Source organism: Vibrio casei (assembly GCF_002218025.2).
Classification (GTDB): Bacteria; Pseudomonadota; Gammaproteobacteria; order Enterobacterales; family Vibrionaceae; genus Vibrio; species Vibrio casei.
This window is the reverse complement of sequence record NZ_AP018680.1, coordinates 123,629-145,848: the sequence shown is the minus strand read 5'-3', so window position 1 is coordinate 145,848 and position 22,220 is coordinate 123,629. Positions and strand designations below refer to the sequence as shown.

17 protein-coding genes are annotated in these 22,220 nt (G+C 42.4%); 12 read left to right on the top strand and 5 right to left on the bottom strand.

Going from position 1 to position 22,220, the window contains the following annotated elements; translation table 11 throughout:
* Positions 1 to 60 precede the first annotated feature (60 nt).
* The gene (gene rarD / locus VCASEI_RS00690; protein ID WP_086962338.1) at positions 61 to 1,062 is read left to right on the top strand and encodes an EamA family transporter RarD; all 1,002 of its coding nucleotides are present in this window, start codon (positions 61 to 63) and stop codon (positions 1,060 to 1,062) included.
* An 851-nt stretch (positions 1,063 to 1,913) separates the two neighbouring features.
* Here the strand turns inward: rarD and VCASEI_RS00685 are convergent.
* On the bottom strand, positions 1,914 to 2,447 hold the full coding sequence (locus VCASEI_RS00685) for a Spy/CpxP family protein refolding chaperone (RefSeq protein ID WP_162620991.1): 534 nt from the start codon (positions 2,445 to 2,447) through the stop codon (positions 1,914 to 1,916).
* A gap of 237 nt (positions 2,448 to 2,684) precedes the next feature.
* Between VCASEI_RS00685 and VCASEI_RS00680 the strand changes: the two genes are divergently transcribed.
* From VCASEI_RS00680 to trmL, 3 genes are all read left to right on the top strand, one after another.
* Positions 2,685 to 3,368, top strand: a complete 684-nt coding sequence (locus VCASEI_RS00680) for a response regulator (protein ID WP_086962341.1) — start codon at positions 2,685 to 2,687, stop codon at positions 3,366 to 3,368.
* On the top strand, positions 3,368 to 4,738 hold the full coding sequence (gene cpxA / locus VCASEI_RS00675) for an envelope stress sensor histidine kinase CpxA (RefSeq protein WP_089111197.1): 1,371 nt from the start codon (positions 3,368 to 3,370) through the stop codon (positions 4,736 to 4,738). Before VCASEI_RS00680 ends, cpxA begins: the two co-directional genes overlap by 1 nt.
* Positions 4,739 to 4,814: 76 nt before the next feature.
* Complete coding sequence (gene trmL / locus VCASEI_RS00670) at positions 4,815 to 5,294, top strand: tRNA (uridine(34)/cytosine(34)/5-carboxymethylaminomethyluridine(34)-2'-O)-methyltransferase TrmL (protein ID WP_086962345.1); 480 nt, start codon at positions 4,815 to 4,817, stop codon at positions 5,292 to 5,294.
* A 120-nt stretch (positions 5,295 to 5,414) separates the two neighbouring features.
* On the opposite strand, the gene VCASEI_RS00665 is transcribed toward trmL, so the two are convergent.
* On the bottom strand, positions 5,415 to 5,900 hold the full coding sequence (locus tag VCASEI_RS00665) for an FxsA family protein (protein ID WP_086962347.1): 486 nt from the start codon (positions 5,898 to 5,900) through the stop codon (positions 5,415 to 5,417).
* Between the two features lie 348 nt (positions 5,901 to 6,248).
* On the opposite strand from VCASEI_RS00665, the gene aspA reads away from it, so the two are divergent.
* From aspA to VCASEI_RS00625, 8 genes are all read left to right on the top strand, one after another.
* A complete protein-coding gene (gene aspA, locus VCASEI_RS00660) occupies positions 6,249 to 7,694 on the top strand; it encodes an aspartate ammonia-lyase (RefSeq protein ID WP_086962349.1) in 1,446 nt (481 codons plus the stop codon).
* 192 nt (positions 7,695 to 7,886) lie between these two features.
* Entirely contained in the window at positions 7,887 to 9,185 is a 1,299-nt protein-coding gene (locus tag VCASEI_RS00655; RefSeq protein WP_086962351.1) for an anaerobic C4-dicarboxylate transporter, read from the top strand.
* Positions 9,186 to 9,387: 202 nt separating this feature from the next.
* On the top strand, positions 9,388 to 11,268 hold the full coding sequence (locus VCASEI_RS00650; protein WP_089111196.1) for a protein-disulfide reductase DsbD: 1,881 nt from the start codon (positions 9,388 to 9,390) through the stop codon (positions 11,266 to 11,268).
* A 194-nt stretch (positions 11,269 to 11,462) separates the two neighbouring features.
* Complete coding sequence (locus VCASEI_RS00645; RefSeq protein WP_086962355.1) at positions 11,463 to 12,098, top strand: response regulator transcription factor; 636 nt, start codon at positions 11,463 to 11,465, stop codon at positions 12,096 to 12,098.
* 262 nt (positions 12,099 to 12,360) lie between these two features.
* Positions 12,361 to 14,079, top strand: a complete 1,719-nt coding sequence (locus VCASEI_RS00640; RefSeq protein WP_086962356.1) for a potassium/proton antiporter — start codon at positions 12,361 to 12,363, stop codon at positions 14,077 to 14,079.
* A gap of 34 nt (positions 14,080 to 14,113) precedes the next feature.
* Positions 14,114 to 14,737: a MarC family protein gene (locus tag VCASEI_RS00635; protein WP_086962357.1), complete on the top strand. Its 624-nt coding sequence runs from the start codon at positions 14,114 to 14,116 to the stop codon at positions 14,735 to 14,737.
* A gap of 256 nt (positions 14,738 to 14,993) precedes the next feature.
* On the top strand, positions 14,994 to 15,260 hold the full coding sequence (locus tag VCASEI_RS00630) for a DUF4212 domain-containing protein (RefSeq protein ID WP_017026593.1): 267 nt from the start codon (positions 14,994 to 14,996) through the stop codon (positions 15,258 to 15,260).
* A gap of 12 nt (positions 15,261 to 15,272) precedes the next feature.
* The gene (locus VCASEI_RS00625; protein WP_086962359.1) at positions 15,273 to 16,976 is read left to right on the top strand and encodes a sodium:solute symporter family protein; all 1,704 of its coding nucleotides are present in this window, start codon (positions 15,273 to 15,275) and stop codon (positions 16,974 to 16,976) included.
* 88 nt (positions 16,977 to 17,064) lie between these two features.
* Here VCASEI_RS00625 and VCASEI_RS00620 read toward each other — a convergent pair whose 3' ends face one another.
* The 3 genes from VCASEI_RS00620 to VCASEI_RS00610 all read right to left on the bottom strand — a co-directional run bounded on the left by VCASEI_RS00620 (position 17,065) and on the right by VCASEI_RS00610 (position 22,095).
* Positions 17,065 to 17,316, bottom strand: a complete 252-nt coding sequence (locus VCASEI_RS00620) for a hypothetical protein (RefSeq protein ID WP_086962361.1) — start codon at positions 17,314 to 17,316, stop codon at positions 17,065 to 17,067.
* A gap of 15 nt (positions 17,317 to 17,331) precedes the next feature.
* The gene (locus VCASEI_RS00615) at positions 17,332 to 20,772 is read right to left on the bottom strand and encodes a hybrid sensor histidine kinase/response regulator (RefSeq protein WP_089111195.1); all 3,441 of its coding nucleotides are present in this window, start codon (positions 20,770 to 20,772) and stop codon (positions 17,332 to 17,334) included.
* Positions 20,773 to 20,922: 150 nt separating this feature from the next.
* Complete coding sequence (locus tag VCASEI_RS00610) at positions 20,923 to 22,095, bottom strand: 3-phenylpropionate MFS transporter (protein WP_086962364.1); 1,173 nt, start codon at positions 22,093 to 22,095, stop codon at positions 20,923 to 20,925.
* Between the last annotated feature and the right edge of the window lie 125 nt (positions 22,096 to 22,220).

Here is a 22,220-nt window from a genome sequence, read left to right as displayed (position 1 = left end):
TAATTAGTGTGCGGACTTTTATACTCGTGGTTTCTCAATAAAATACAAGTAAATCATAATATGGACGATGCGTTAAAACGGACAAAACAAGGTGTACTCTTAGCCATTATTGCCTATATCATGTGGGGTATAGCGCCTATTTATTTTAAAGCGCTTGGTGATGTACCCCCTTTTGAAATTCTATGCCACCGTGTGATTTGGTCTTTTATCTTCCTTGCTATCCTTCTGTATGTCACCAAAGGGTGGCAGATGGTGAAAGAAACCTTACGCTCAAAAACCAAAGTCATCTATTTATTAATCACCTCAATCACCATTGGTATTAATTGGCTGGTATTTATTTGGGCTATTAGCATCGATCATATGCTTGATGCTAGCTTAGGCTATTACATTAACCCACTGTTTAATGTCATTTTAGGCATGATTTTCCTTAATGAAAAATTAAGAAAATTGCAATGGTTTGCCGTCACCCTTGCCAGTATTGGGGTAATTGTTCAACTGGTTGTTTTTGGTTCTGTTCCCATTATTGCGATAGTGCTTGCTTTCAGCTTTGGCATTTACGGACTATTGCGTAAAAAAGTCAATCTCGATGCTTTTACCGGGTTATTTATTGAAACCCTCGTGTTACTGCCCGTTGCCTTTATCTACTTGTTTGCCTTTGCCGATACCGCGACGAGCCACTTAACAAACAACAGTATGTCACTCAACGTATTACTCATTTCAGCTGGTATTGTCACAACACTGCCACTGCTTTGTTTTGCTGGCGCCGCTGTACGTTTACGCTTAGCAACATTAGGTTTCATTCAATATATCGGCCCAAGTTTAATGTTTTTACTGGCAGTGTTTGTCTATGGAGAAGCCTTCACTCCAGATAAAATCATTACCTTTGCTTTTATCTGGGCAGCATTAGTTGTGTTTACTTGGGATGGACTTAACAATAATTCCAACAATAAAAGGTTGGCTGCCGCTCAACGAAAAGAGGCATTAGAAATCGAGATAACCAATGAAACGCTCATTCAAGATATCAACGATATTCAAACTCAAAATAACCATGAAACCAAATGAATAACAAAACGTTCATTCATCATGCTGAGAAATCGTTTTATTCTGAGTTAATAGTATTCTTTGATGAAAAATAAAGTCCGCATGGCCAATAATGCAGATTTCTTACCCCTCTCTTGTGCGAGATCTCGCACAAGAGAGTAAGAAAAACATCATTTCTACACACTAATAACACCCACAATAAAATTTAAATTATTGTTTTTAATATATAAAGTCATTTTCACCTTCACTTTTTTTAAATAAATTTGAACTCACGCTATTGTTCCATTTCACTATCTGCGTATTATTAACCCTGTCGGAAGGATGCTGACAGGAACAGGAAAGACCCAAGGATTGGTCATCTTCAGGATGAAGATTCGGTTACTTAGGATAGAGTAGCCAGCATGGAGCAAAATTGGACATTGAATGGACGCAATCATTACTAGGATGGTAATGACTAAGGAAAGACGATGGACACCTCAGGATTGAGGCAAGGAATAAACATCAGGATGATGTAATGGACACCGCTCATGGAACAAGTGATGCGCGCTAATTAGGATGAATTAGCAGGCTAGGATAAGGCCAAGGACACCGCTAGGACGGCGATGAAAAGGAATACGCTGAAGGATACAGCACTGCTATCAAGGATTTGATGCATGGAGCACATTTAGTAGCCGGATTGCTGCGAGTAAGACTATAACCCCGATGGGCTTTTGCCCTCGGGGTTTTTCTTTTTATGTATTACAATGCCATCTCCACCATCATGTTACGCCTCTATTACTGGGCAATATCAATCATAGGACAAGGTACTCCAACTAAAAAAGCAACCACCGAAGTGATTGCTCATCATGTTAATTCCAACTAATCATTGAAAATTAATTCGCTGGTTTTTTATTGGCGCGATCTTCCTTGTGGGCTTTCATTTTATCCCACTTATCCATGCACTGTTGATGTTGCTCACCTTTTAGTTTTTTAAACTCAGCTTTTTGCTCTGACGTTAATACATTGAACATCTCGTTACGATCTTTCGCGAAAGATACTTTCATATCGACACTTTCATTCGCTATTTTTTGGCTCAACGCACGTACAGCACCTTCGTCAAAATTATCAGCCATCACTAAGTTTTGCATTTGCTCATGATTGGCTTTCATAGTTTGCTTATGTGACTGACTTTTTGCTGTCATGGCTTCACGATCTTTTTGGCGTAATTCTTTTAACTGATTTTTCTGAGTCTCAGTTAAATCTAACTTCTTCCAAATACCACGCTCCATGCCCATTCCACATTTCTGGCCGTGTTTCCCTGGCATTTTTTGGTGCTCACCATGACTTGCCGCTAATGCTGAGGCAGAACCAAAGGCCAGAGGAGCCGCTAATAAGACTAAAACACTTTTCTTCATTATTGATTTCATCATCATCTACCTTTTCATTAAGGATAAAATAAAGCATAGAATTCACCGTCTCTGTGTTTTGTTGCTATTCTATGCTTCGTTGCTATAAGGTTAGAATAGATCCTGTAATGTAAACTGGTGTATCTCGTACGTAAAACTATGTAAATCGGTGTCTAAATAGTCGTTTTTCTGCCAAAAACAGTGATAATTGCATCATCGGACAGACTTTCTCTATATCGCTAGATAACAGGTACTTTTATGACACACATTCTTTTGGTCGATGACGATAGCGAGCTAACGGGATTACTTGAAGATATCCTCACGTTAGAAGGTTTCACTGTTTCTCAAGCAAACAATGGGATTGAAGGCTTAGATAAAGTAGATAACAACATTGATCTCATTTTACTCGATTATATGATGCCGAAAATGAATGGCATGGAGATGCTCAAGCAATTACGTCAACACTGGCAAACTCCCGTATTAATGCTAACAGCCAAAGGTGAAGAAATTGATCGAGTGATCGGTTTAGAGCTGGGTGCTGATGACTATTTACCAAAACCATTTAGTGATAGAGAATTACTCGCGCGTATTAGAGCCATTTTACGCCGCACTCAACTTCACAGCGATGAAAGTGATGACACGACACCTCCGCATGGCTTACAAGTATTTCCAGGCAAACAAGAAGCTTATCATGACGGTCAAAGACTCGATTTAACCACGACGGAATTTTTATTATTGGATTATTTCCTTAGTCACATGGGCGAATCCATTAGTAAAGAAACCTTAAGTTTAGAAGTACTTGGTAAACGTTTAAGCCCCTTTGATCGGGCCATCGATATGCACGTTTCCAATTTACGCAAAAAACTGTCTGAAAACCATGAAGACAAAGCCTTCATAAAAACCTTACGAGGACGTGGTTATCTAATGGTTGAAGATCAATAATGAAATTACCTAAGTTCTCAAGTTTATACGGACGTATTTTTGCTATTTTTTGGTTCACCATGTTTTTAGTCGTGGTGGCTATTTTAGCTGTATCACAATTTGATCCGCGTCAACTGCATGATATTCCATCGAAAGCATTAGTGAAAATGCAGCGATATGGTGAAAGTATCACGCAACAATATCAACACGAAACGTCCTTGCAGCAAGTACTTGATAAACTTCATAAACAAGACGAACGAGAAAAAGGCCCAGAGCGCTACTTTGCTGACTCTGAAGGAAAGTGGCTCAACCCCACTCATGGATTACGACAAAAAGCGCTCAATAACTTCATTACCCTATACGACAATACTTCCAAACAACCGCAACAGCGTTTATATGGCCGTTTTATGATAGCAGGCCCTGTTCCTGTGGTGATCGCACAGCAAAATGTTGAGATGTATATCGGCATGCGCTGGCACCGCCCTCCTCCTTTTTTACTTGAATCACTCGATCGCCCAGGACGTTTATTGTTAGCCGTCATGTTATCGAGTACGCCGCTACTTTTATGGCTAGCATGGGCGCTAAGTCGACCCGCAATGCGCCTTGAAAAAGCCGCACAAAAAGTGGCGAGGGGAGAACTGGAAGTCGATCCCGATTTAGAAAAAGGACCCAATGAATTTAAACAAGCCGGTGCCAGCTTCAACCAAATGGTGCTTGCGATTAATAATAAGATTTCTGAACAGCAGCGTTTGTTATCCGATATATCACATGAATTACGTTCACCATTAACTCGATTACGCATGGCAAATGCTTTGGCGATTCGTAAGCAAGGCGAAAGTGCTGAACATTCACGCATCGATACCGAAGCAGAACGGCTAGAAAAAATGATCAATGAATTACTAGAACTGTCTCGCCGCCAAATTGACACTCATTTGATCAGGCAACATTTACCCGCCTCTGAACTTTGGTCCGATGTGATCGAGGATGGCCAATTTGAAGCAGAGCAGCAAGGGAAACAATTATATTGCACGCCAATACCTGATGAACATTTAACTGGTAACCCTAGCTTACTCACCAGTGCCGTCGAAAATGTCATCCGTAATGCGATTCGCTATAGTGAGCAAGGCATTTGGGTAACGTTTAGTCAGCAAAATGGGCACATAAAAATCCGGATTGAAGATGATGGAGAAGGCGTAGATGAACATGAACTGGACGCTATCTTCCGCCCCTTTTACCGAGTCTCTACCGCTCGTGATCGTGACAGCGGAGGCGCAGGGCTTGGGTTAACAATTACTCAAAATGCTATCATTCATCATAATGGCACGATCAACACGAGCAAAAGCCAACATGGAGGCTTAGCCGTAGACATTCTACTTCCGACAAGCGTGTAATATTAGACAGATTGTATTATTACTGCGGTAAGGCTTATACTTTGCCGCACTTTCTTACCGTTATTCGAGTAACCTTATGTTCGACATTGCCTTATTTGAACCAGAAATAGCGCCTAACACAGGCAACATCATTCGCCTTTGCGCTAATTGCGGTGCAAACTTACATTTAATTGAGCCATTAGGGTTTGATTTGGAAGAGAAGAAAGTACGTCGTGCAGGGTTGGATTACCACGATTTAGCCCGAGTAAAGCGCCACAAAAATTACGCCGCCTTTATTGAATATCTACAACAAGAAAGAGGCGAAAGTTTCCGTATTTTTGCTTGTACCACTAAAACCACTGGCCATCATATTGATGCCCAGTTTCAATCGGGTGACGTCTTATTATTTGGGCCAGAAACCCGCGGACTACCTGCCGACACTATCGAAGCATTGCCAATGGAACAACGCATTCGTATTCCCATGATGCCAGACAGCCGAAGTCTCAATTTATCTAACGCTGTCGCTATCATCGCGTTTGAAGCATGGCGTCAAATGGGCTTTCAAGGCGCATTATAAAACACACCTAGTATTTTTACTTATTAACATAAAAAAGAACTTAACATAAAAAAGAGCGCCCCCAATAAAAGGTTCGCTCTTTTTATATACAGAAAAATCATGTCAAAACATGCGTAATAGCTACTTGTCTATTCTCTTATCTTCATCAGTTTTTTTTTCATATTCACCTTCAAACACATCACCTTGCTGATCGTGTTCAGAAGCACCAAACGGGTCTTGATGAAAACCACCGCCAAAGTTTACCGATGTATTCACTTTCACTCGCTTCATCAATTGTTTGGCTATCACCGCTCTTGGTGCGGGTAGTAATACTAACATTCCCAGAGCATCGGTCATAAAACCAGGCGTTAAAAGCAATACTCCTGCAACCGCTAACATAACCCCTTCTATAATTTGTTGTGCCGGTAACTCACCTTGTTGCAAGCGTGACTGTACTGACATTAACGTTTGAATCCCCTGACTGCGCACTAAAGAAGCACCAACAAAAGCGGTGATCAAAACAATCGCAATGGTCGGCCACAAACCAATAAGCCCACCCACTTGAATAAACAGGGCGATCTCAATAACAGGAACAACAATAAATAATATGACTAGAATCGGAAACACAAATACCTCCAGTAGTTATACCCAGTGTATGCCTTCCACGAAAAGACAACAAACTTTAACCCAATCAAAACGTAACTATTTATAAAATCTATTTATTTAGGAAATACTGTTTATTCACAATTTAAAAGCAATTTACAGCCTAAAAAGAACAAACTCTAAACAATTCAACTAAAAACCATAATAAAGATACAAGATGGAGATGAAAAGTTTGATCTATGATCTATTTTTCCACCTCCAAAGGGGTATGATTACATCACAAAAGTGAGCCACCAGTCTGCAATGAATGGATTCTAGCAACCGAGGCAAATAAGTTTTTTATTAGCGTTCCATGCTTATAGGGTCCATCCAATGACAACATTAACGATCGAAACTCCTGTTCAACAATACCGTATTGAAGAAGATTTACTCGGCACTCGTGAAGTCCCGTCTGAAGCGTATTATGGTATCCACACGGTCCGAGCCGTTGAAAACTTTAATATTTCTAATGTCACTATCTCTGATGTGCCAGAGTTTGTTCGTGGCATGGTAATGACTAAAAAAGCGGCGGCGCTTGCCAATAAAGAAATTGGCGTCTTACCTGCTGATATCAGCGATTATATTATTCAAGCTTGTGACGTTATCTTAAGCACTGGGAAATGCATGGATCAATTCCCTTCAGATGTGTTCCAAGGCGGCGCTGGTACCTCTGTTAATATGAATACCAATGAAGTTATCGCCAATCTCGCTCTTGAATTAATGGGGAAAGAAAAAGGCGAATACGACTTCATCAATCCCAATGATCATGTTAACAAAAGTCAATCAACGAACTGCGCTTACCCAACCGGTTTCCGCATTTCGGTTTACAGCAGCATCATGAAAACGATTGAAGCGGTTGAATACCTAAAAGGTGCTTTCGATCTAAAAAGCACAGAATTTAATACCATCATTAAAATGGGCCGTACCCAATTGCAAGATGCTGTGCCAATGACGGTCGGACAAGAATTCCACGCCTGGTCGGTAACACTGAATGAAGAAGTTCGTAACCTTCAGTACATTTCAAAACTTCTACTTGAAGTAAACTTGGGCGCAACGGCGATCGGCACAGGCTTGAACGCAGCACCTGAATACCAAGCATTAGCCGTCAAACATCTTTCAGAAGTCACAGGCTTTGAGTGCGTAGCAGCCGAAGATTTAATTGAAGCAACTTCCGATTGTGGTGCTTATGTAATGGCACACGGCGCCCTAAAACGCCTTGCGGTTAAACTGTCTAAAATCTGTAATGACTTACGTTTATTGTCATCAGGCCCTCGCGCAGGTCTTAATGAACTTAACCTGCCAGAGCTGCAAGCTGGCTCTTCAATCATGCCTGCAAAAGTCAATCCTGTCATACCTGAAGTAGTTAACCAAGTCTGCTTTAAAGTCTTGGGCAACGATACGGCATTGTCTTTTGCTGCGGAAGGTGGGCAACTTCAGCTCAACGTGATGGAACCTGTGATTGCACAGTGTATGTTTGAATCTCTAGAAATCCTGAAAAATGCTTGTGTCAACTTGAGAGACAAGTGTATTGATGGCATCACGGTGAATAAAGAAGTATGTGAAAACTACGTCTACAATTCTATTGGTATAGTCACCTACTTAAACCCATACATTGGTCATCATCAGGGTGATATTGTTGGCAAGATTTGCGCCGAGACAGGTAAGAGCGTCCGTGAAATTGTATTAGATCGTGGTTTATTAACAGAAGAGCAACTGGATGAGATTTTCTCCCCAGAAAACTTAATGCACCCTCAATACAAAGCAAAACGCTACAACTAAGCTCCGTTGGCGTATTGTTGGAATACATAAAATAAAAAAGGGAGCGTTTACCGCTCCCTTTTTTATGGCTTCTCGACATTACTTTTTATAATCAAATTACCAGTTAGATTTACACGAATTATCGATACCTTTCTTTTTCCACTCGATTGTCGATAACTCAGGTTAATTTATAAATTTAAAAGGAAACATTGTATGTTTTTACAACTTTTAATCGTTCTACTCTTTATTTATTTAGGGGCGAGAATAGGCGGTATTGGTATTGGGTTTGCTGGGGGTGCTGGCGTGGTCGTTCTCACCATGTTCTTTGGTGTGGATGCGGGTACGATTCCGGTTGATGTAATTTTAATTATAGCCTCCGTCATCACTGCGATTGCTGCAATGCAAGTAGCAGGCGGGATGGATTGGTTAGTCCAGCTTGCTGAGAAGTTTTTGCGTAAGAACCCAAAACGGATTACTTTTTACGCTCCCATCGTTACCTATTTTATGACACTGTTAGCCGGTACAGGCCACACTGCTTTTTCTACTTTACCGGTGATTGCTGAAGTGGCAAAAGAGCAAGGTGTTCGCCCTTCTCGCCCATTATCCATTGCGGTTATTGCTTCGCAAATTGCCATTACCGCTTCACCCATTTCTGCCGCAGTGGTGTTTTTTGCAGGCTTACTTGAGCCTTTAGGTGTTAGCTACTTACATCTTTTAATGGTGTGCATTCCAACCACCTTCTTAGCGTGTATGATTGGGGCATTCGTGGCCAATTTCATGGGTTGTGAATTAAAAGATGACCCTGTCTATCAAGATCGTATGGCAAAAGGATTAATCCAACTCAAAAGCACTAAAAAAACCGTCGTAACCGCTGCCGCGAAACATTCTGTCTATATCTTTGCTGCTGCGATTGTTTTTGTTGTCGTGTACGCCACCTTAATTAGTGGTTCAGTAGGGATAATCCAAGACCCTCACATCGATCGAAACCAAGCGATTATGGCGATTATGCTGACCGCTGCTGCCGTGATTGTGACGATATGTAAAATTGATGCTGGAAAAATCAGCACCGCAGCCACCTTCCGCTCTGGTATGAGTGCTTGTATTTGTGTACTTGGTGTGGCGTGGCTAGGTGATACTTTCGTATCCAGTCATCTTGTTGAAATAAAAAGTTTCGCGGGCGACTTATTACAACAATATCCTTGGATGTTAGCGGTTACGTTATTCTTCGCATCCATGTTGCTTTATTCACAAGGCGCAACCACTACTGCGTTAATGCCAGCGGCTTTAGCCATTGGTGTCGCCCCTTTAACAGCAGTTGCTTCTTTTGCCGCAGTGAGCGCTTTGTTTGTATTGCCGACTTACCCAACCCTATTGGCCGCTGTCGAAATGGATGACACTGGCTCAACTCGTATTGGGAAACTCGTGTTTAACCATCCATTTATGGTTCCTGGTGTGGTCACCATCGCTTCAGCAGTCGCGCTTGGCTTTTTATTCGGTGGTTTATTCTTATAACAACGGATTAACTTTACTACCTCAAGGGAAAAGTCAGCGTACTTTTCCCTTTTTATTGTCTTCCTACCCTATGATTATTAACATTAGTTCTGCTATACGTTCTGTTATACTTTGGTGCATTCTGCCTGATATATTGAAAGAACCATTTTAAAATATACTGGTCTGAACCTTATTCCATCTATTGATCATAAATGAGAGAACCATGTTACGAACGCGCTCCGTATTAATGCTGTTATTCGGATTACTGACCAGCTTTTCGCCTCTAGCGGCGAACTTTGATTCTACGAATAGCCCATTACAAGCCTTTCAAAATGCACCGAGTAATCTCAACACCCCAAAATTTGTCCCTGTTGATCAAGCTTTTCCTTTTAACTTTTCTCAACAAGGTTCAACCGTTCATTTAGACTGGCAAGTCAAACCCGGTTATTACTTGTACCAAGAGCGTTTTTCATTTCAGAGTACAGATGCCACAATAGGCGATGCTATAATCCCTGAAGGAACCTTCCACACTGATGAGTTCTTTGGTGATGTTCATATTTTTACTGAACCGGTTAGCATTAGCATTCCATTGTCCGCAGTGGGAAAAAATGGCGAACTGATCGTCCAATACCAAGGTTGCGCCACTAGCGGGTTTTGCTATCCACCAGAAACTCGGATCATTCCGCTTGATGCCATTGGATCAAAAACCAACACTAGCCAAGCCAATCCATCATTAAAATCAGAAAACCCATCGACAACGGCGGCTAAAAAAACAAAAAAAAGTGATATTGATAGTAAGGTAACAAGCAATACCAATGTCAAAGATGGTTCAAATGACGCAAACATAGCAGCTCAGTTAGCTGATTATTGGTGGACACCGTTCTTATTCTTAGCACTTGGAATTGGGCTGGCCTTTACGCCTTGTGTGCTGCCGATGTATCCCATATTAACGGGTATAGTCTTAGGTGGTGGACGCCTGCAAGCCAGCAAAGCGTTTAAACTGTCTTTTGTCTACGTGCAAGGCATGGCAGTCACCTACATGTTACTTGGACTCGTCGTAGCATCGCTTGGGGTACAATTTCAAGCCGCTCTACAAGCCCCTGCTGTATTAATCAGTTTAAGTATTTTATTCGTCTTGTTGTCTTTATCCATGTTTGGTGTTTACACCATTCAGCTGCCAAGTGGCTTACAAACTTGGCTAAATGCACAAAGCAATAAGCAACAAGGTGGCAACCTTATTGGTGTCTTTATAATGGGCGTAATTTCAGGATTAGTATGCTCACCCTGCACCACTGCACCTCTGTCTGGCGCATTATTATACGTGGCGCAAAGTGGCGATTTAATAACAGGAGCCGTTGCTCTATATGCCTTAGCCATAGGTATGGGTATCCCACTCATTTTAGTAGCGGTATTTGGTAATAAATTACTTCCACAAGCCGGTGAATGGATGAACCGAGTTAAAATTTCATTCGGTTTCATTTTACTGGCAGCCCCCCTCTTCTTACTAGAGAGAATCCTACCTGTCACTTGGGTTAACGGATTATGGGTGATACTTGGCCTAGTCGCATTTGGCTGGTTGTATCATATAAAACAAAACATGCACAATGGCAGTTGGAAACAAAGCGTGATTGGCATCGTCGCCATATTAGGTTTGGTGTTCTCTTTCTATGTAGGATTGCAATCACTGGGTGTCATTTCAGTCAGTCATCAAGATCAACAACAGCAAACCAAAGTTGAATTTACGCGCATTAAAACCGTCACAGATTTAAAGCAACAGTTGGCTCTTGCTAAACAAACTGGCAAGTCGGTGATGCTCGATTACTACGCCGATTGGTGTGTCGCTTGTAAAGAGTTCGAAAAATACACCTTTCATGATCTGAAAGTCTCACAACAATTAAAGCAATTTGTCTTGTTGCAAGCAGATGTTACCGCAGCCAACCCTGATGACATTGCACTAATGCAGAAAATGAAAGTACTCGGATTACCCACTATCGAGTTTTGGGATGCCAATGGTAACTACGTTCAAAAAGCGCGAGTGACCGGTTTTATGAAAGCAGAGCCTTTCTTTAACCACCTATTAGAAAATCAATTAATCAGCCCTTAACAACCGACCGTTAAGATGTCATACAAATATTTTCAAGCCATATTTTCAAGCATCGGTACTCTGTACTTTCATCAATCGCAGATAGTTAGACAAAAGTCGGATATGCTTCAGAGTTTTTGACATGGCCTATTGAGACCGAAAAGAAAACAGGTTAATAATAGATCCATTGCTACCAATACAGTGAACTTATTGTCATGGACTCGACATACAACATTATCATTGCTGATGATCATCCACTGTTTCGTAATGCCTTATTTCAGTCGATTCATATGGCTGTAAGTGGCGCAAACTTACACGAAGCAGATTCTCTTGATGCATTATTAGCTGTTTTACAAAAGATAGATGATCCCGACTTACTGTTGCTTGATTTAAAAATGCCCGGTTCAAATGGCATGTCTGGCTTAATTCATTTGCGTTCAACGTACCCAGACCTCCCCATCGTGGTGATTTCTGCCAGTGAAGAATCCAGTGTAGTCAGCCAAGTCAAAAGCCATGGTGCCTTTGGTTTTATTCCTAAATCAAGCGACATGAGAGAGCTCAATAGTGCTTTAAACCAAGTGTTAAATGGTGATCCTTTCTTCCCTGAAGGCTTAATCCATAATAATGATGCTTGTGATGATCTCACCCAAAAACTGGCCGCATTAACCCCTCAGCAATACAAAGTATTAGGCATGCTGTCAGACGGGCTGCTCAATAAGCAAATTGCCTATGAACTCAATGTATCTGAAGCGACCATCAAGGCACATATGACCGCTATTTTCCGCAAACTTGATGTCAAGAATCGCACTCAAGCCGTGATCTTATTGCAGCAATTAGAGTCCGAAAATTAGTTCATATTTATTAAGTTTTAGTGTTAAAATAAAAGCATGATGAGTTTTTTTGTTCATGCTCTTATTGTTTTTTTTAAAAATTTTGGTGATACGTAAATAGTTAGGAAAGTGCTCCGACACAACTTATATTTTCTTAATTTCAACCTGTCCTAAAACTTACCCACAAAAGAGCCTTCACCCCAAACAAAGCCTCTCTTCAAAAAAGAAAATCGATACCTTTTTCCATTCTTCTTCCTCTCCAATTAATGAAGAGAAACTGCTCATGTTTGTGATTGACCAAATTATTTTTCTGGCCGCCATTTTGATTATTTTTGGCATATTATCGAGTAAATTATCCGCTCGATTGGGTTTACCTCTACTGGTCATGTTTCTTATCGTCGGTATGCTCGCCGGAGAAGATGGGCCAGGTGGTATCGTATTTGATAACGCTCAAATAGCACATGCATTGGGCTCTTTAGCATTAGCCATTATTTTGTTTGATGGCGGGCTACAAACACCGATAACCTCGATTAAACAAGTCTGGAAACCGGCCTCCATACTGGCCACGTTAGGCGTATTAGTAACCGCAATGATCACCGGTGTCGCCGCCGCTTATATCCTTAATACCTCTTTGCTTTATGGCCTATTGATTGGTGCCATTGTAAGTTCGACCGATGCTGCCGCCGTATTTTCACTGCTGCGTAATGCCGGCATTCACATTAATCCAAGGTTAAAATCGACATTAGAGATCGAAAGTGCCACCAATGATCCTATGGCGATTTTCCTAACCGTTGGGCTTTTAGAGATCATGGTCAAAGGGCTGGAACCAGGCACGGGATTGATCATGTTATTTGTTCAGCAAATCGGCATAGGAACCTTAACCGGTTTAGCCTGTGGTTGGCTTTCTATCCGAATCATTAATCATATCAATCTCACTACCTTTGGTTTATACCCTGTGATGGTCGCCGCTTTAGGCTTGCTGTCATTCGGCATTGCCGCGAACTTAGGCGGCAGTGGATTCTTGGCGATTTTTATTACCGGTGTAGTCATCGGAAATAGCCGTTTTGTCTTCCAACGCAGTACGTTCTTATTCCACGATGGATTAGCTTGGTTAGGCCAAATCATTATGTTCGTGATTTTAGGCTTATTGATTAACCCTTCTTCGCTGATTGATGTTTGGTTTGAAGGCTTGATGATCGCGGTCGTACTCACTTTCATTGCCCGGCCGATTTCCGTTATGCCTGCTCTAAAGTTCTTTGGGTTTAACCTTCGAGAAATAACGCTCGTGTCTTGGGTTGGCTTGCGTGGGTCAGTGCCCATTATTCTTGCCATCTACCCACTCATTTATGGCTTACCGGGCGCTTATCTTATTTTTAATGTCGTCTTTTTCGTGGTACTCATTTCAGCCACAATACAAGGCTCAACCCTACCCTTAGTCGCCAGAGCCCTAAAACTAACAGAACCTGCGCCATCAACACCGGCTGCCACATTAGAAATCACCACCCTAGGAAACGTCGACACTGAAATTGTTGAATATAAATTAGGCGAGAATTCTCGGGCTGCGGGTCGACGTTTATCACAAATGGCTTTACCTGATGGTACCGTTGTTGCCATGATTACAAGGGAAACTCAAGTGATTCCACCACGCGGGTCAACATTAGTACAAGCTGGTGATCATTTATTTATTATGATGAAACCCCATATTCGTGATTTTGTTGATCTTGCCTGCTCTAGCATGACTGAGAACACTCAAGAAAACTTACCGGATACTGAACTCTTTTTAAAAGGTCACACTAAGGTTGCCGATTTACAGCATTCCTATGGCATTAAACTCCCTGTAGACAGCTATTTATCACTGCATGACGTATTGAATCAGGCTTTAGGTGGCACCCCAACAAAAGATGCCTACCAAGTCTTTGAGAATGTCACTTTATTTGTACGTGATATTGTTGATCAAAGAGTGACCACGGTAGGCGTTATCATGACACCCGAACCACTTTAATTATCATCATGATTCATTCATTTTAGGAGCTACCTTGTTAAGCGTTTTAATCACACAATTTGTCGTACTTTGGGCCGTTATTGACCCAGTCGGTACCGTACCCGTTTATTTAGCACAGACTCAAGGGTTAACCACCAAGCAAAAGCGTTTAGTGGCGCTTAAAGCGGTTGGTATCGCAACCGGCGTTTTATTGTTTTTTCTCATTATGGGGCAATTTCTTCTTGAGGCGATGCAGATTCCACTACCAGCCTTCCAAGCCGCTGGTGGACTAGTTCTATTATTATTCGCATTAAGTATGATTTTTGGTGAAGGCAAACCAGCACAAGAAGCCAAATTGAGTGAAGAATTAGGGCGAACTGAATTGGCTAACCTTGCGGTATACCCATTGGCGATTCCCTCCATAGCGTCACCGGGTGCAATGATGGCGATCGTGTTACTGACCGATAACCACAGGCATTCGATGATAGACCAAGGCTTAACCGCTGGCGTAATGGTGTTGGTGCTGCTCTGTACCTTATTATTATTGCTTGGAGCAACCAGTATTCATAAGATCATTGGAAATGTGGGCGCTGCTATCATCAGCCGAGTCATGGGGTTAATTTTAGCCGCCGTTGCCGTCAATAACTTATTAATGGGTATCAGAGACTTCTATTTTTAATTGATTATTTTTTATTAGACCTTAGGCTAACCCTATTAGACCTTAGCCTAGCCTTAATTAAGAGCTAGGCTAAAATATTTTAATCTGTCTCACAAAAAACCTTTTATAGTCTTACGTTTCTATATTTCCTCCCCGACTAAAGTTGAAAAGCCGCTAACGCATCCCACTGCTATTGTTTTCTCGTAACGTTTTATTAACAAATAGATTGGCTGCATTTGTAGCAAAATAATGAAGTAAAACAAAAGGAGAAATGGCCATGGCGTTTGAATCAGACAAACATGCCCAAGCCTACTGGAAAGAAAATCTAGGCATTATGGCGACCCTACTGACTATTTGGTTTGTGGTGTCTTATTGCGCAGGCATTTTATTTGTCGACGCACTCAATACCATCCAATTTGCAGGATTCAAATTAGGATTCTGGTTTGCGCAACAAGGATCGATATACACCTTTGTTGTGCTGATCTTCGTTTATGTAGCACGTATGAATGCACTAGATAAAAAATACAGCGTTCAGGAAGACTAAGGAGCATAAGATATGGAAATCCAAACTTGGACGTTTATTCTCGTCGGCATTACCTTCGCGCTGTACATTGGCATCGCCATTTGGGCTCGCGCCGGATCCACCAGTGAATTTTATGTTGCCGGGGGTGGTGTCCACCCTGTCGCAAATGGCATGGCAACCGCAGCCGATTGGATGTCTGCTGCGTCATTTATTTCAATGGCAGGTATCATTTCATTCGCAGGCTACGATGGCTCAGTTTATCTAATGGGCTGGACTGGCGGTTACGTATTGTTGGCATTATGTTTAGCGCCTTACCTACGTAAATTCGGTAAATTTACTGTACCCGACTTTATCGGTGATCGTTACTACTCAAGTACAGCACGCCTAGTAGCCATCTTTTGTGCCATCTTCGTATCCTTTACGTATGTAGCTGGTCAAATGCGCGGTGTTGGCGTTGTATTCTCTCGTTTCTTAGAAGTGGATATCAACCTTGGCATCATCATTGGTATGGCAATTGTGTTCTTCTATGCGGTTCTTGGCGGCATGAAAGGCATTACCTATACTCAAGTGGCTCAATTCTGTGTACTCATCTTTGCGTTTCTTGTTCCTGCCGTTTTTACCTCCATTATGATGACAGGCAACGTATTTCCACAAATCGGTATGGGATCAACCGTTTCAGGTTCTGATGTCTATTTGATGGACAAATTAGAAGGGTTAACACAAGAACTAGGATTTACGTCCTATATTAATGGTTCAAAAAGTACCGTTGATGTGTTTTTCATCACTGCTGCGCTAATGGTGGGTACTGCTGGTTTACCCCACGTTATTATTCGTTTCTTTACCGTTCCTCGTGTAAAAGATGCGCGAATTTCTGCGGGTTGGGCGCTACTTTTCATTTCTTTACTATACACCACAGCACCGGCGGTCGCGGCCTTTGCTCGTGTTAACTTAATTGAAACTATTAATGGCCCAGATCTTAAAGGTGTCACTGCAGAAAATGCACCAAGCTGGTATCACAACTGGGAAAGCACTGGATTGGTTTCTTGGGAAGATAAGAATGGTGATGGCAAAATGTTCTATTCGGGTGATGACCGTAATGAGATGAACATTAACCGTGACATCATCGTATTAGCCTCTCCTGAACTGGCGAAGCTACCAAACTGGGTTGTGGCATTACTGGCGGCTGGTGGCTTAGCAGCTGCGTTATCAACAGCGGCTGGTTTACTACTGGTGATCTCAACGTCAATTTCACATGACTTGTTGAAAAAAGGCTTGAAACCGAACATGAGCGATAAGGAAGAGCTTATGTATGCGCGAATAGCGGCGGCGGTTGCGATTGTCGGGGCGGGCTATTTAGGCATTAACCCACCAGGATTCGTGGCTCAAGTAGTCGCCTTTGCGTTCGGACTAGCAGCAGCTTCCTTCTTCCCTGCCATCATCTTAGGGATTTTCTATAAGAAGATGAACAAAGAAGGTGCTATTGCCGGTATGGTAACAGGTATCGTCTTTACCGCCGCTTACATCATTTACTTTAAGTTCATTAACCCAGCGGCTAGCACGCCCGATAATTGGTTCTTCGGCATCAGCCCAGAAGGCATTGGTACGCTCGGTATGTGTCTGAACTTTGTAGTATCGATTGTTGTGAACAAGTTCACAGCGGAAGTTCCACAAGATGTCCAAGACATGGTTGAATCCATTCGTTTCCCGAAAGGATCAGGACAAGCTCACGATCATTAATCGAAAGCGTTAACTCATAAAGACTAAAAACAAAGCCCAAAGTGCTTGAGCACTTCGGGCTTTTTTCTTTTTTTCTGAAAAAGTTTGCTTACGCTTGTTCGACTTCAAGCCCTAACATTTCAGCCAGAGCTTGCAGCTCATCTAAACTGTCAACGAATAATAAAGCATTAGAATCATCTACCGCTAAGTAAAAACTACGATTACCATCAAGCGCTTTAATGGTAATCGCGTGGACATTTTCTACCTTGTCAGTCACCACTAACCCACCCATCGCAATACGCACTTGGCCTTGATAAATCTCGACAAGTACGCCTTGTTTGGTTTGATATTCACCCATCATATTTGCTTCCTTATTTTATAAACGATTCAGTACGGCTCTTAACTTGAGAGGTTTAACTGGTTTAGCGAGGAACTGAAAACCACCTAACTCTATTTCTTTATTCACTTCTTCTGAGCGATCCGCACTGATGACCACACCCACAAAGCCATCTCCTAAACTCCGCCTAAGCTCGCTCAATACTTCCAAGCCTGTTCGCCCATTATCCAAATGATAATCCGAGAATACCACTTCAGGACACCAATCATTCTCTATCGACAGCATGCTATTTTTTAAATTAGTCGCGGTACGAACTTCGCATCCCCACCTCTCAAGTAAGGTTTGCATACCAAGTAAAATATCGGGCTCATTATCCACACATAACACTTTAATATTAGCCAAAGGAGCATGTTCGATTGGCGCAGCTACCACCGTTTCCGTTGGTTGTAATTGCCCTTTATTCAACGTAATCGAAAACACGGTGCCTTGATTGGGCCATGAACGTAACTCAATACGATGGTTTAATAAACGTGAAATACCTCGAGCAATCGCCAACCCTAATCCAAGCCCTTGGTCAGCACGGTTTTCATCCACACGAGTAAACTCATCAAAAATTTCATTTTGCTTATCTGGAGGAATACCTATCCCGTTATCCCACACTTCAATACGAACCTCGCCATTGAAGCGACGAACGCCCAGCAACACCCTTCCTTTTTGCCCTTCTTTATGGCTATAACGAAAGGCATTGGTCAGCAGGTTTTGTAAAATACGACGTAATAACTTTGGATCAGAATCCACCACCAAATTGGTTGGAATACGGCGAAAATCAATATCTTGTTCTTTCGATAGCACGCTGAACTCCGCGTCTAATTTATCGAGCACATCACGTAATTCAAAGCCTTTAATTTCGATTGGCACTTTTCCTGATTCCAAACGAGAAATATCCAATAAATCCCCGATCAAATCTTCAGCGGCTCCTAATGCACTTTCAATGTGCGAAGAAAACTTCTTGGTATTATCATCACTGGCCGTTTCCGACAATGAAGATGCAAATAAACGTGCGGCATTTAATGGCTGCATCAAATCATGGCTGACGGCCGCCAATAACCTGCTTTTTGATTGCGATGCTTGCTCTGCACTTTGAGTCGCAGACACTAGTTTGGTGTTTAAATTTTCAAGCTCATGAGTACGCTCTTGTACTCGATCTTCAAGATTTTCATTGGCTTCTTTTAACGCCTGCTCAGCACGACGGAATGCGGTAATGTCAGAAAAGCTCATCACAAAGCCACCGCCAGGCATCGGATTACCTTGAACTTCTATGACTTGCCCGTCTTCACGAATTCTCGATGAGGTATGCTTAGTACCACGCCCTAAGTGATCAACCCGGCGCCGTACATGAATTTCGGGATCGCCAGGCCCACATAAGCCTTGTTGAGCATTATGTCGAATAATATCGGCAATCGGCCTACCGACTTGAATTAACCCCGGAGGAAAATCAAACAATTCGACATATCGCTGGTTCCACGCCACCAGCCTCAGTTGTTTATCCACCACTGCAATGCCTTGGCTAACGTGCTCAATCGCGCCTTGCAATAAACCACGGCTAAAGTCATATAACTCTGATGCTTCATCGACAATTGCGGCCACTTCTTCCAGTTGCATATTGCGACCTTTCAAGGCAGACGTCAGCACCAAGCGAGCGGAAGAAGCGCCAAACACCCCAGCCAAAACCCTTTCGGTATGACGAATCAACTGCGCCGAGGCTTGATGTTGTGGTAAGGATATTTCACGCTGCTGAGACCAAAATAATTGAAAGGCATTTCGAGCACGCTTTCGTCCAACAAAACGCGAGGCCAGCATTTCCAATTCAATCACACTGACTCGGCTTTGATAAATACTCACGTCTTCACTTTCAGGCATTGGTGTCCCTACAAAAGAAGCCGCTTGCAGACGATCGCTTAAACTAGAACGGGTAAGTTGAGAAACCACGAAATAAGCCATTGTATTGACTACTAAACTTAGCGCCATCCCCCAATCCGAGGATTGTAAATTCAACGACTTCAGCCATTCTGGCGGCGTTAACAACCACACTAAAAAATTGGTTTCCTCACTGCCTGCGAGCATATTGGTCTGCAACATTAATGTCGCAAGCCACACCAAAAATCCCAACCCTAAACCAACATAAACGCCCTGTCGATTGCCTTGTCGCCAATACAGCCCCCCTAAAAGAGCCGGAGCAAATTGCGCAATAGCCGCAAAAGAAAGTAACCCAATCACCGACAACGAAGAAACTTGATCAAGCACTTGGTAAAAGCCCCAAGCCCCCAGTAACAATAACCCAATAAGAGCACGGCGAACATTCAACAATAAACCCGATATTTGGCCCGGCTTAGCATTAGAAAGCTTCATTCGGCGCAACAACATTGGCCACACCAAATCATTCGACACCATAATGGTCAGAGCAATGGTCGAGACAATCACCATTCCACTGGCAGCAGACGTTCCCCCTAAATAAGCCAACAGAGCAATATTGTTAGCCCCAACCGACAAAGGCACATTTATTACATACGCATCGGCGCTGCTGCCGGCTAATAAATATTGCCCAACCAAAGACAGCGGCAACACAAATAATCCCATTAATAATAAATACAAAGGAAAAACGCGCCTTGCCGTATGCAAATCGCGCGCTTGATCGTTTTCGACAATCGTAGTGTGAAATTGACGAGGAAGACAAATGATCGCCGCCATGGTAAGTACCATGTGGATGAGTAATGTGGGGATATTAGGCGATTGATAGTACTGCTTAGCCAGTGCCATCATAGACGTATTCGGCTCTTGATAAATCAAGTACACCACAAAAATTCCAACTGATAGAAAAGCGGCCAACTTGACAACCGATTCAAAGGCCACCGCCATCATAATTCCGCGATGATGCTCTGTATTATCAATATGACGCGTACCAAACAGCATGGTGAAGATCGCCATGACGACAACGACAAACCAAGAGACTTGCATATCCTGATAGCCAAGCTCATTCATTAAATTGGGCGCCACTAACTCCAGCCCCATGATGATTCCACGAAGTTGCAAAGCAATATAAGGAAGAACGCCAATAACGGCAATTAAGGTCACCACAATGGCTAAGCCCTGTGATTTACCATAACGAGCCGCAATGAAATCTGCGATCGAGGTAATGTGCTCTCGCTTAGTGACTAAAATAAGTCGCGCTAAAATACGCCAACCAAACGTGAAAACAAGAATAGGTGAAAGATAAATCGGTAAGAAAGACCACATGTCAGCACTGGCTTGACCGACCGTGCCGTAGAAAGTCCAAGAGGTACAATAGACCGCAATAGATAAACTATAGATCCAAGGTCGCCAACGAAATAACCAGCTTTTTTGCCTATCGCCATACCAGGCAATTAAAAACAGTATCCCTAAATACGCCAGTGATACTGGGATCACTATCCATCCTTGCATAACACCTCAAATGATACATCCGTGTATATTCTTTTCGCATTGTGCTACTGGCTTATAGTCATCTCAATCTATTTCCCCGTGATTTGTGGGATAGATGCGAAATTCGACTTAACCTAAAGTTCTGGATAAAAAAGCCGGCAACCTATTAATTTATAATATTTCATCACGGTGGATAGAAAGGGATTTAGGTTCATCTAGCTTAATCAGCAAAGCAATAGCCGCCATACCCGCCATTACCCAAAAAATACCGGCTCCCCAAGATTCATACCCCCAACCACTGACAGCGGTCATAATCGCAACAAAAGCCCCCAGAGGAATCGCATTGTACAAGGATTGTAAAGGTACCATTTGGCGGTCATCAGCCTGCTGGATATAGCGAATAGTGGCATAGTGAGTTAATGCAAAAGTCAATCCGTGCAACGTTTGCAGTAACGCCAACAACCAAATGTCGTTGGTCATCGCAAGGCCACTCCAGCGCACTATGGTCGCGACAGAAGCAAGCAAAAACATCGTGCGTAATGACCAACCTGCAAACAATCGGCCGCTAAAAGCAAACAAGAAAACTTCGGAAACCACCGAAAAACTCCACAAATACCCAATCACTGACTCAGAAACTCCCACCGCTTTCCAGTGAATGGCACTAAAACTGTAATAGGCAGCGTGCGAGCCTTGAATCAGCGCTACCAATAACAAAAACTTCACCACCGGCCACTGCTTCAATAGTTCGAACAATTTCGGTCTTGGAACGTGTTGAGTGTCAATTTGAGTTTGAGGAAGAATGGTTGGGGAACGCAATGACAATATAAAAGTACATAACAAACCAGCCATGGCGGTATATACAACCATATCAGAGCCAAACCCATTAACAAGATAACCGACCACAGTTGACCCGACAATAAACGCAACCGAGCCCCATAAACGGCTTCGACCGTAATCAATGATATTCAATTTACTGTAATAATTGGCTACCGCATCCGACAACGGAATACCTGGGCCAAAGCAGGCGTTAAAGCCAATCGTCGCCAACGCCAGTAACCAAAAACTGCCACCAGTAAAAAAATGTAATGTACAAAAAATCAGTGCCATAAACGTCAAAATACGCAAAGCTGGCATTAAATGTTCAACATTATGTAGCCTTGGCGTTAACAGTAAGTTCGTCACACACCGAGTAGCAAAACCTATACCCACCAATAAACCAATATCACCCGCCGACACACCTTGGTCTGAAAACCACAACCCCCAAAAAGGCAGGTATACACCGTAAGCAAAAAAGAAGCCGAGAAAATATTGAGAAATCCAACCAAATGGTGAAGGTGTAAGCATATTCAGTCCGTTAAAAAAACGCCGTTAAAGTGAAATACAATCATCGCCATTATGCCGTTAAATGGCGTAGTTTACTATGTCATAGCATTCCAGTTCATTGAATTTAATCTTTATTTCTTTGCATG

What these genes read in the sequence shown, in the direction of transcription:
- VCASEI_RS00640 (WP_086962356.1), top strand. Translation starts at nt 12,361, where the DNA reads ATGTTTGTGATTGACCAAATTATTTTTCTGGCCGCCATTTTGATTATT.
- VCASEI_RS00655 (WP_086962351.1), top strand. Translation starts at nt 7,887, where the DNA reads ATGTTTTTACAACTTTTAATCGTTCTACTCTTTATTTATTTAGGGGCG.
- rarD (WP_086962338.1), top strand. Translation starts at nt 61, where the DNA reads ATGGACGATGCGTTAAAACGGACAAAACAAGGTGTACTCTTAGCCATT.
- VCASEI_RS00625 (WP_086962359.1), top strand. Translation starts at nt 15,273, where the DNA reads ATGGAAATCCAAACTTGGACGTTTATTCTCGTCGGCATTACCTTCGCG.
- VCASEI_RS00620 (WP_086962361.1), bottom strand. Translation starts at nt 17,316, where the DNA reads ATGATGGGTGAATATCAAACCAAACAAGGCGTACTTGTCGAGATTTAT.
- VCASEI_RS00615 (WP_089111195.1), bottom strand. Translation starts at nt 20,772, where the DNA reads ATGCAAGGATGGATAGTGATCCCAGTATCACTGGCGTATTTAGGGATA.
- VCASEI_RS00645 (WP_086962355.1), top strand. Translation starts at nt 11,463, where the DNA reads ATGGACTCGACATACAACATTATCATTGCTGATGATCATCCACTGTTT.
- aspA (WP_086962349.1), top strand. Translation starts at nt 6,249, where the DNA reads ATGACAACATTAACGATCGAAACTCCTGTTCAACAATACCGTATTGAA.
- VCASEI_RS00650 (WP_089111196.1), top strand. Translation starts at nt 9,388, where the DNA reads ATGTTACGAACGCGCTCCGTATTAATGCTGTTATTCGGATTACTGACC.
- VCASEI_RS00680 (WP_086962341.1), top strand. Translation starts at nt 2,685, where the DNA reads ATGACACACATTCTTTTGGTCGATGACGATAGCGAGCTAACGGGATTA.
- trmL (WP_086962345.1), top strand. Translation starts at nt 4,815, where the DNA reads ATGTTCGACATTGCCTTATTTGAACCAGAAATAGCGCCTAACACAGGC.
- VCASEI_RS00685 (WP_162620991.1), bottom strand. Translation starts at nt 2,447, where the DNA reads ATGAAATCAATAATGAAGAAAAGTGTTTTAGTCTTATTAGCGGCTCCT.
- cpxA (WP_089111197.1), top strand. Translation starts at nt 3,368, where the DNA reads ATGAAATTACCTAAGTTCTCAAGTTTATACGGACGTATTTTTGCTATT.
- VCASEI_RS00630 (WP_017026593.1), top strand. Translation starts at nt 14,994, where the DNA reads ATGGCGTTTGAATCAGACAAACATGCCCAAGCCTACTGGAAAGAAAAT.
- VCASEI_RS00610 (WP_086962364.1), bottom strand. Translation starts at nt 22,095, where the DNA reads ATGCTTACACCTTCACCATTTGGTTGGATTTCTCAATATTTTCTCGGC.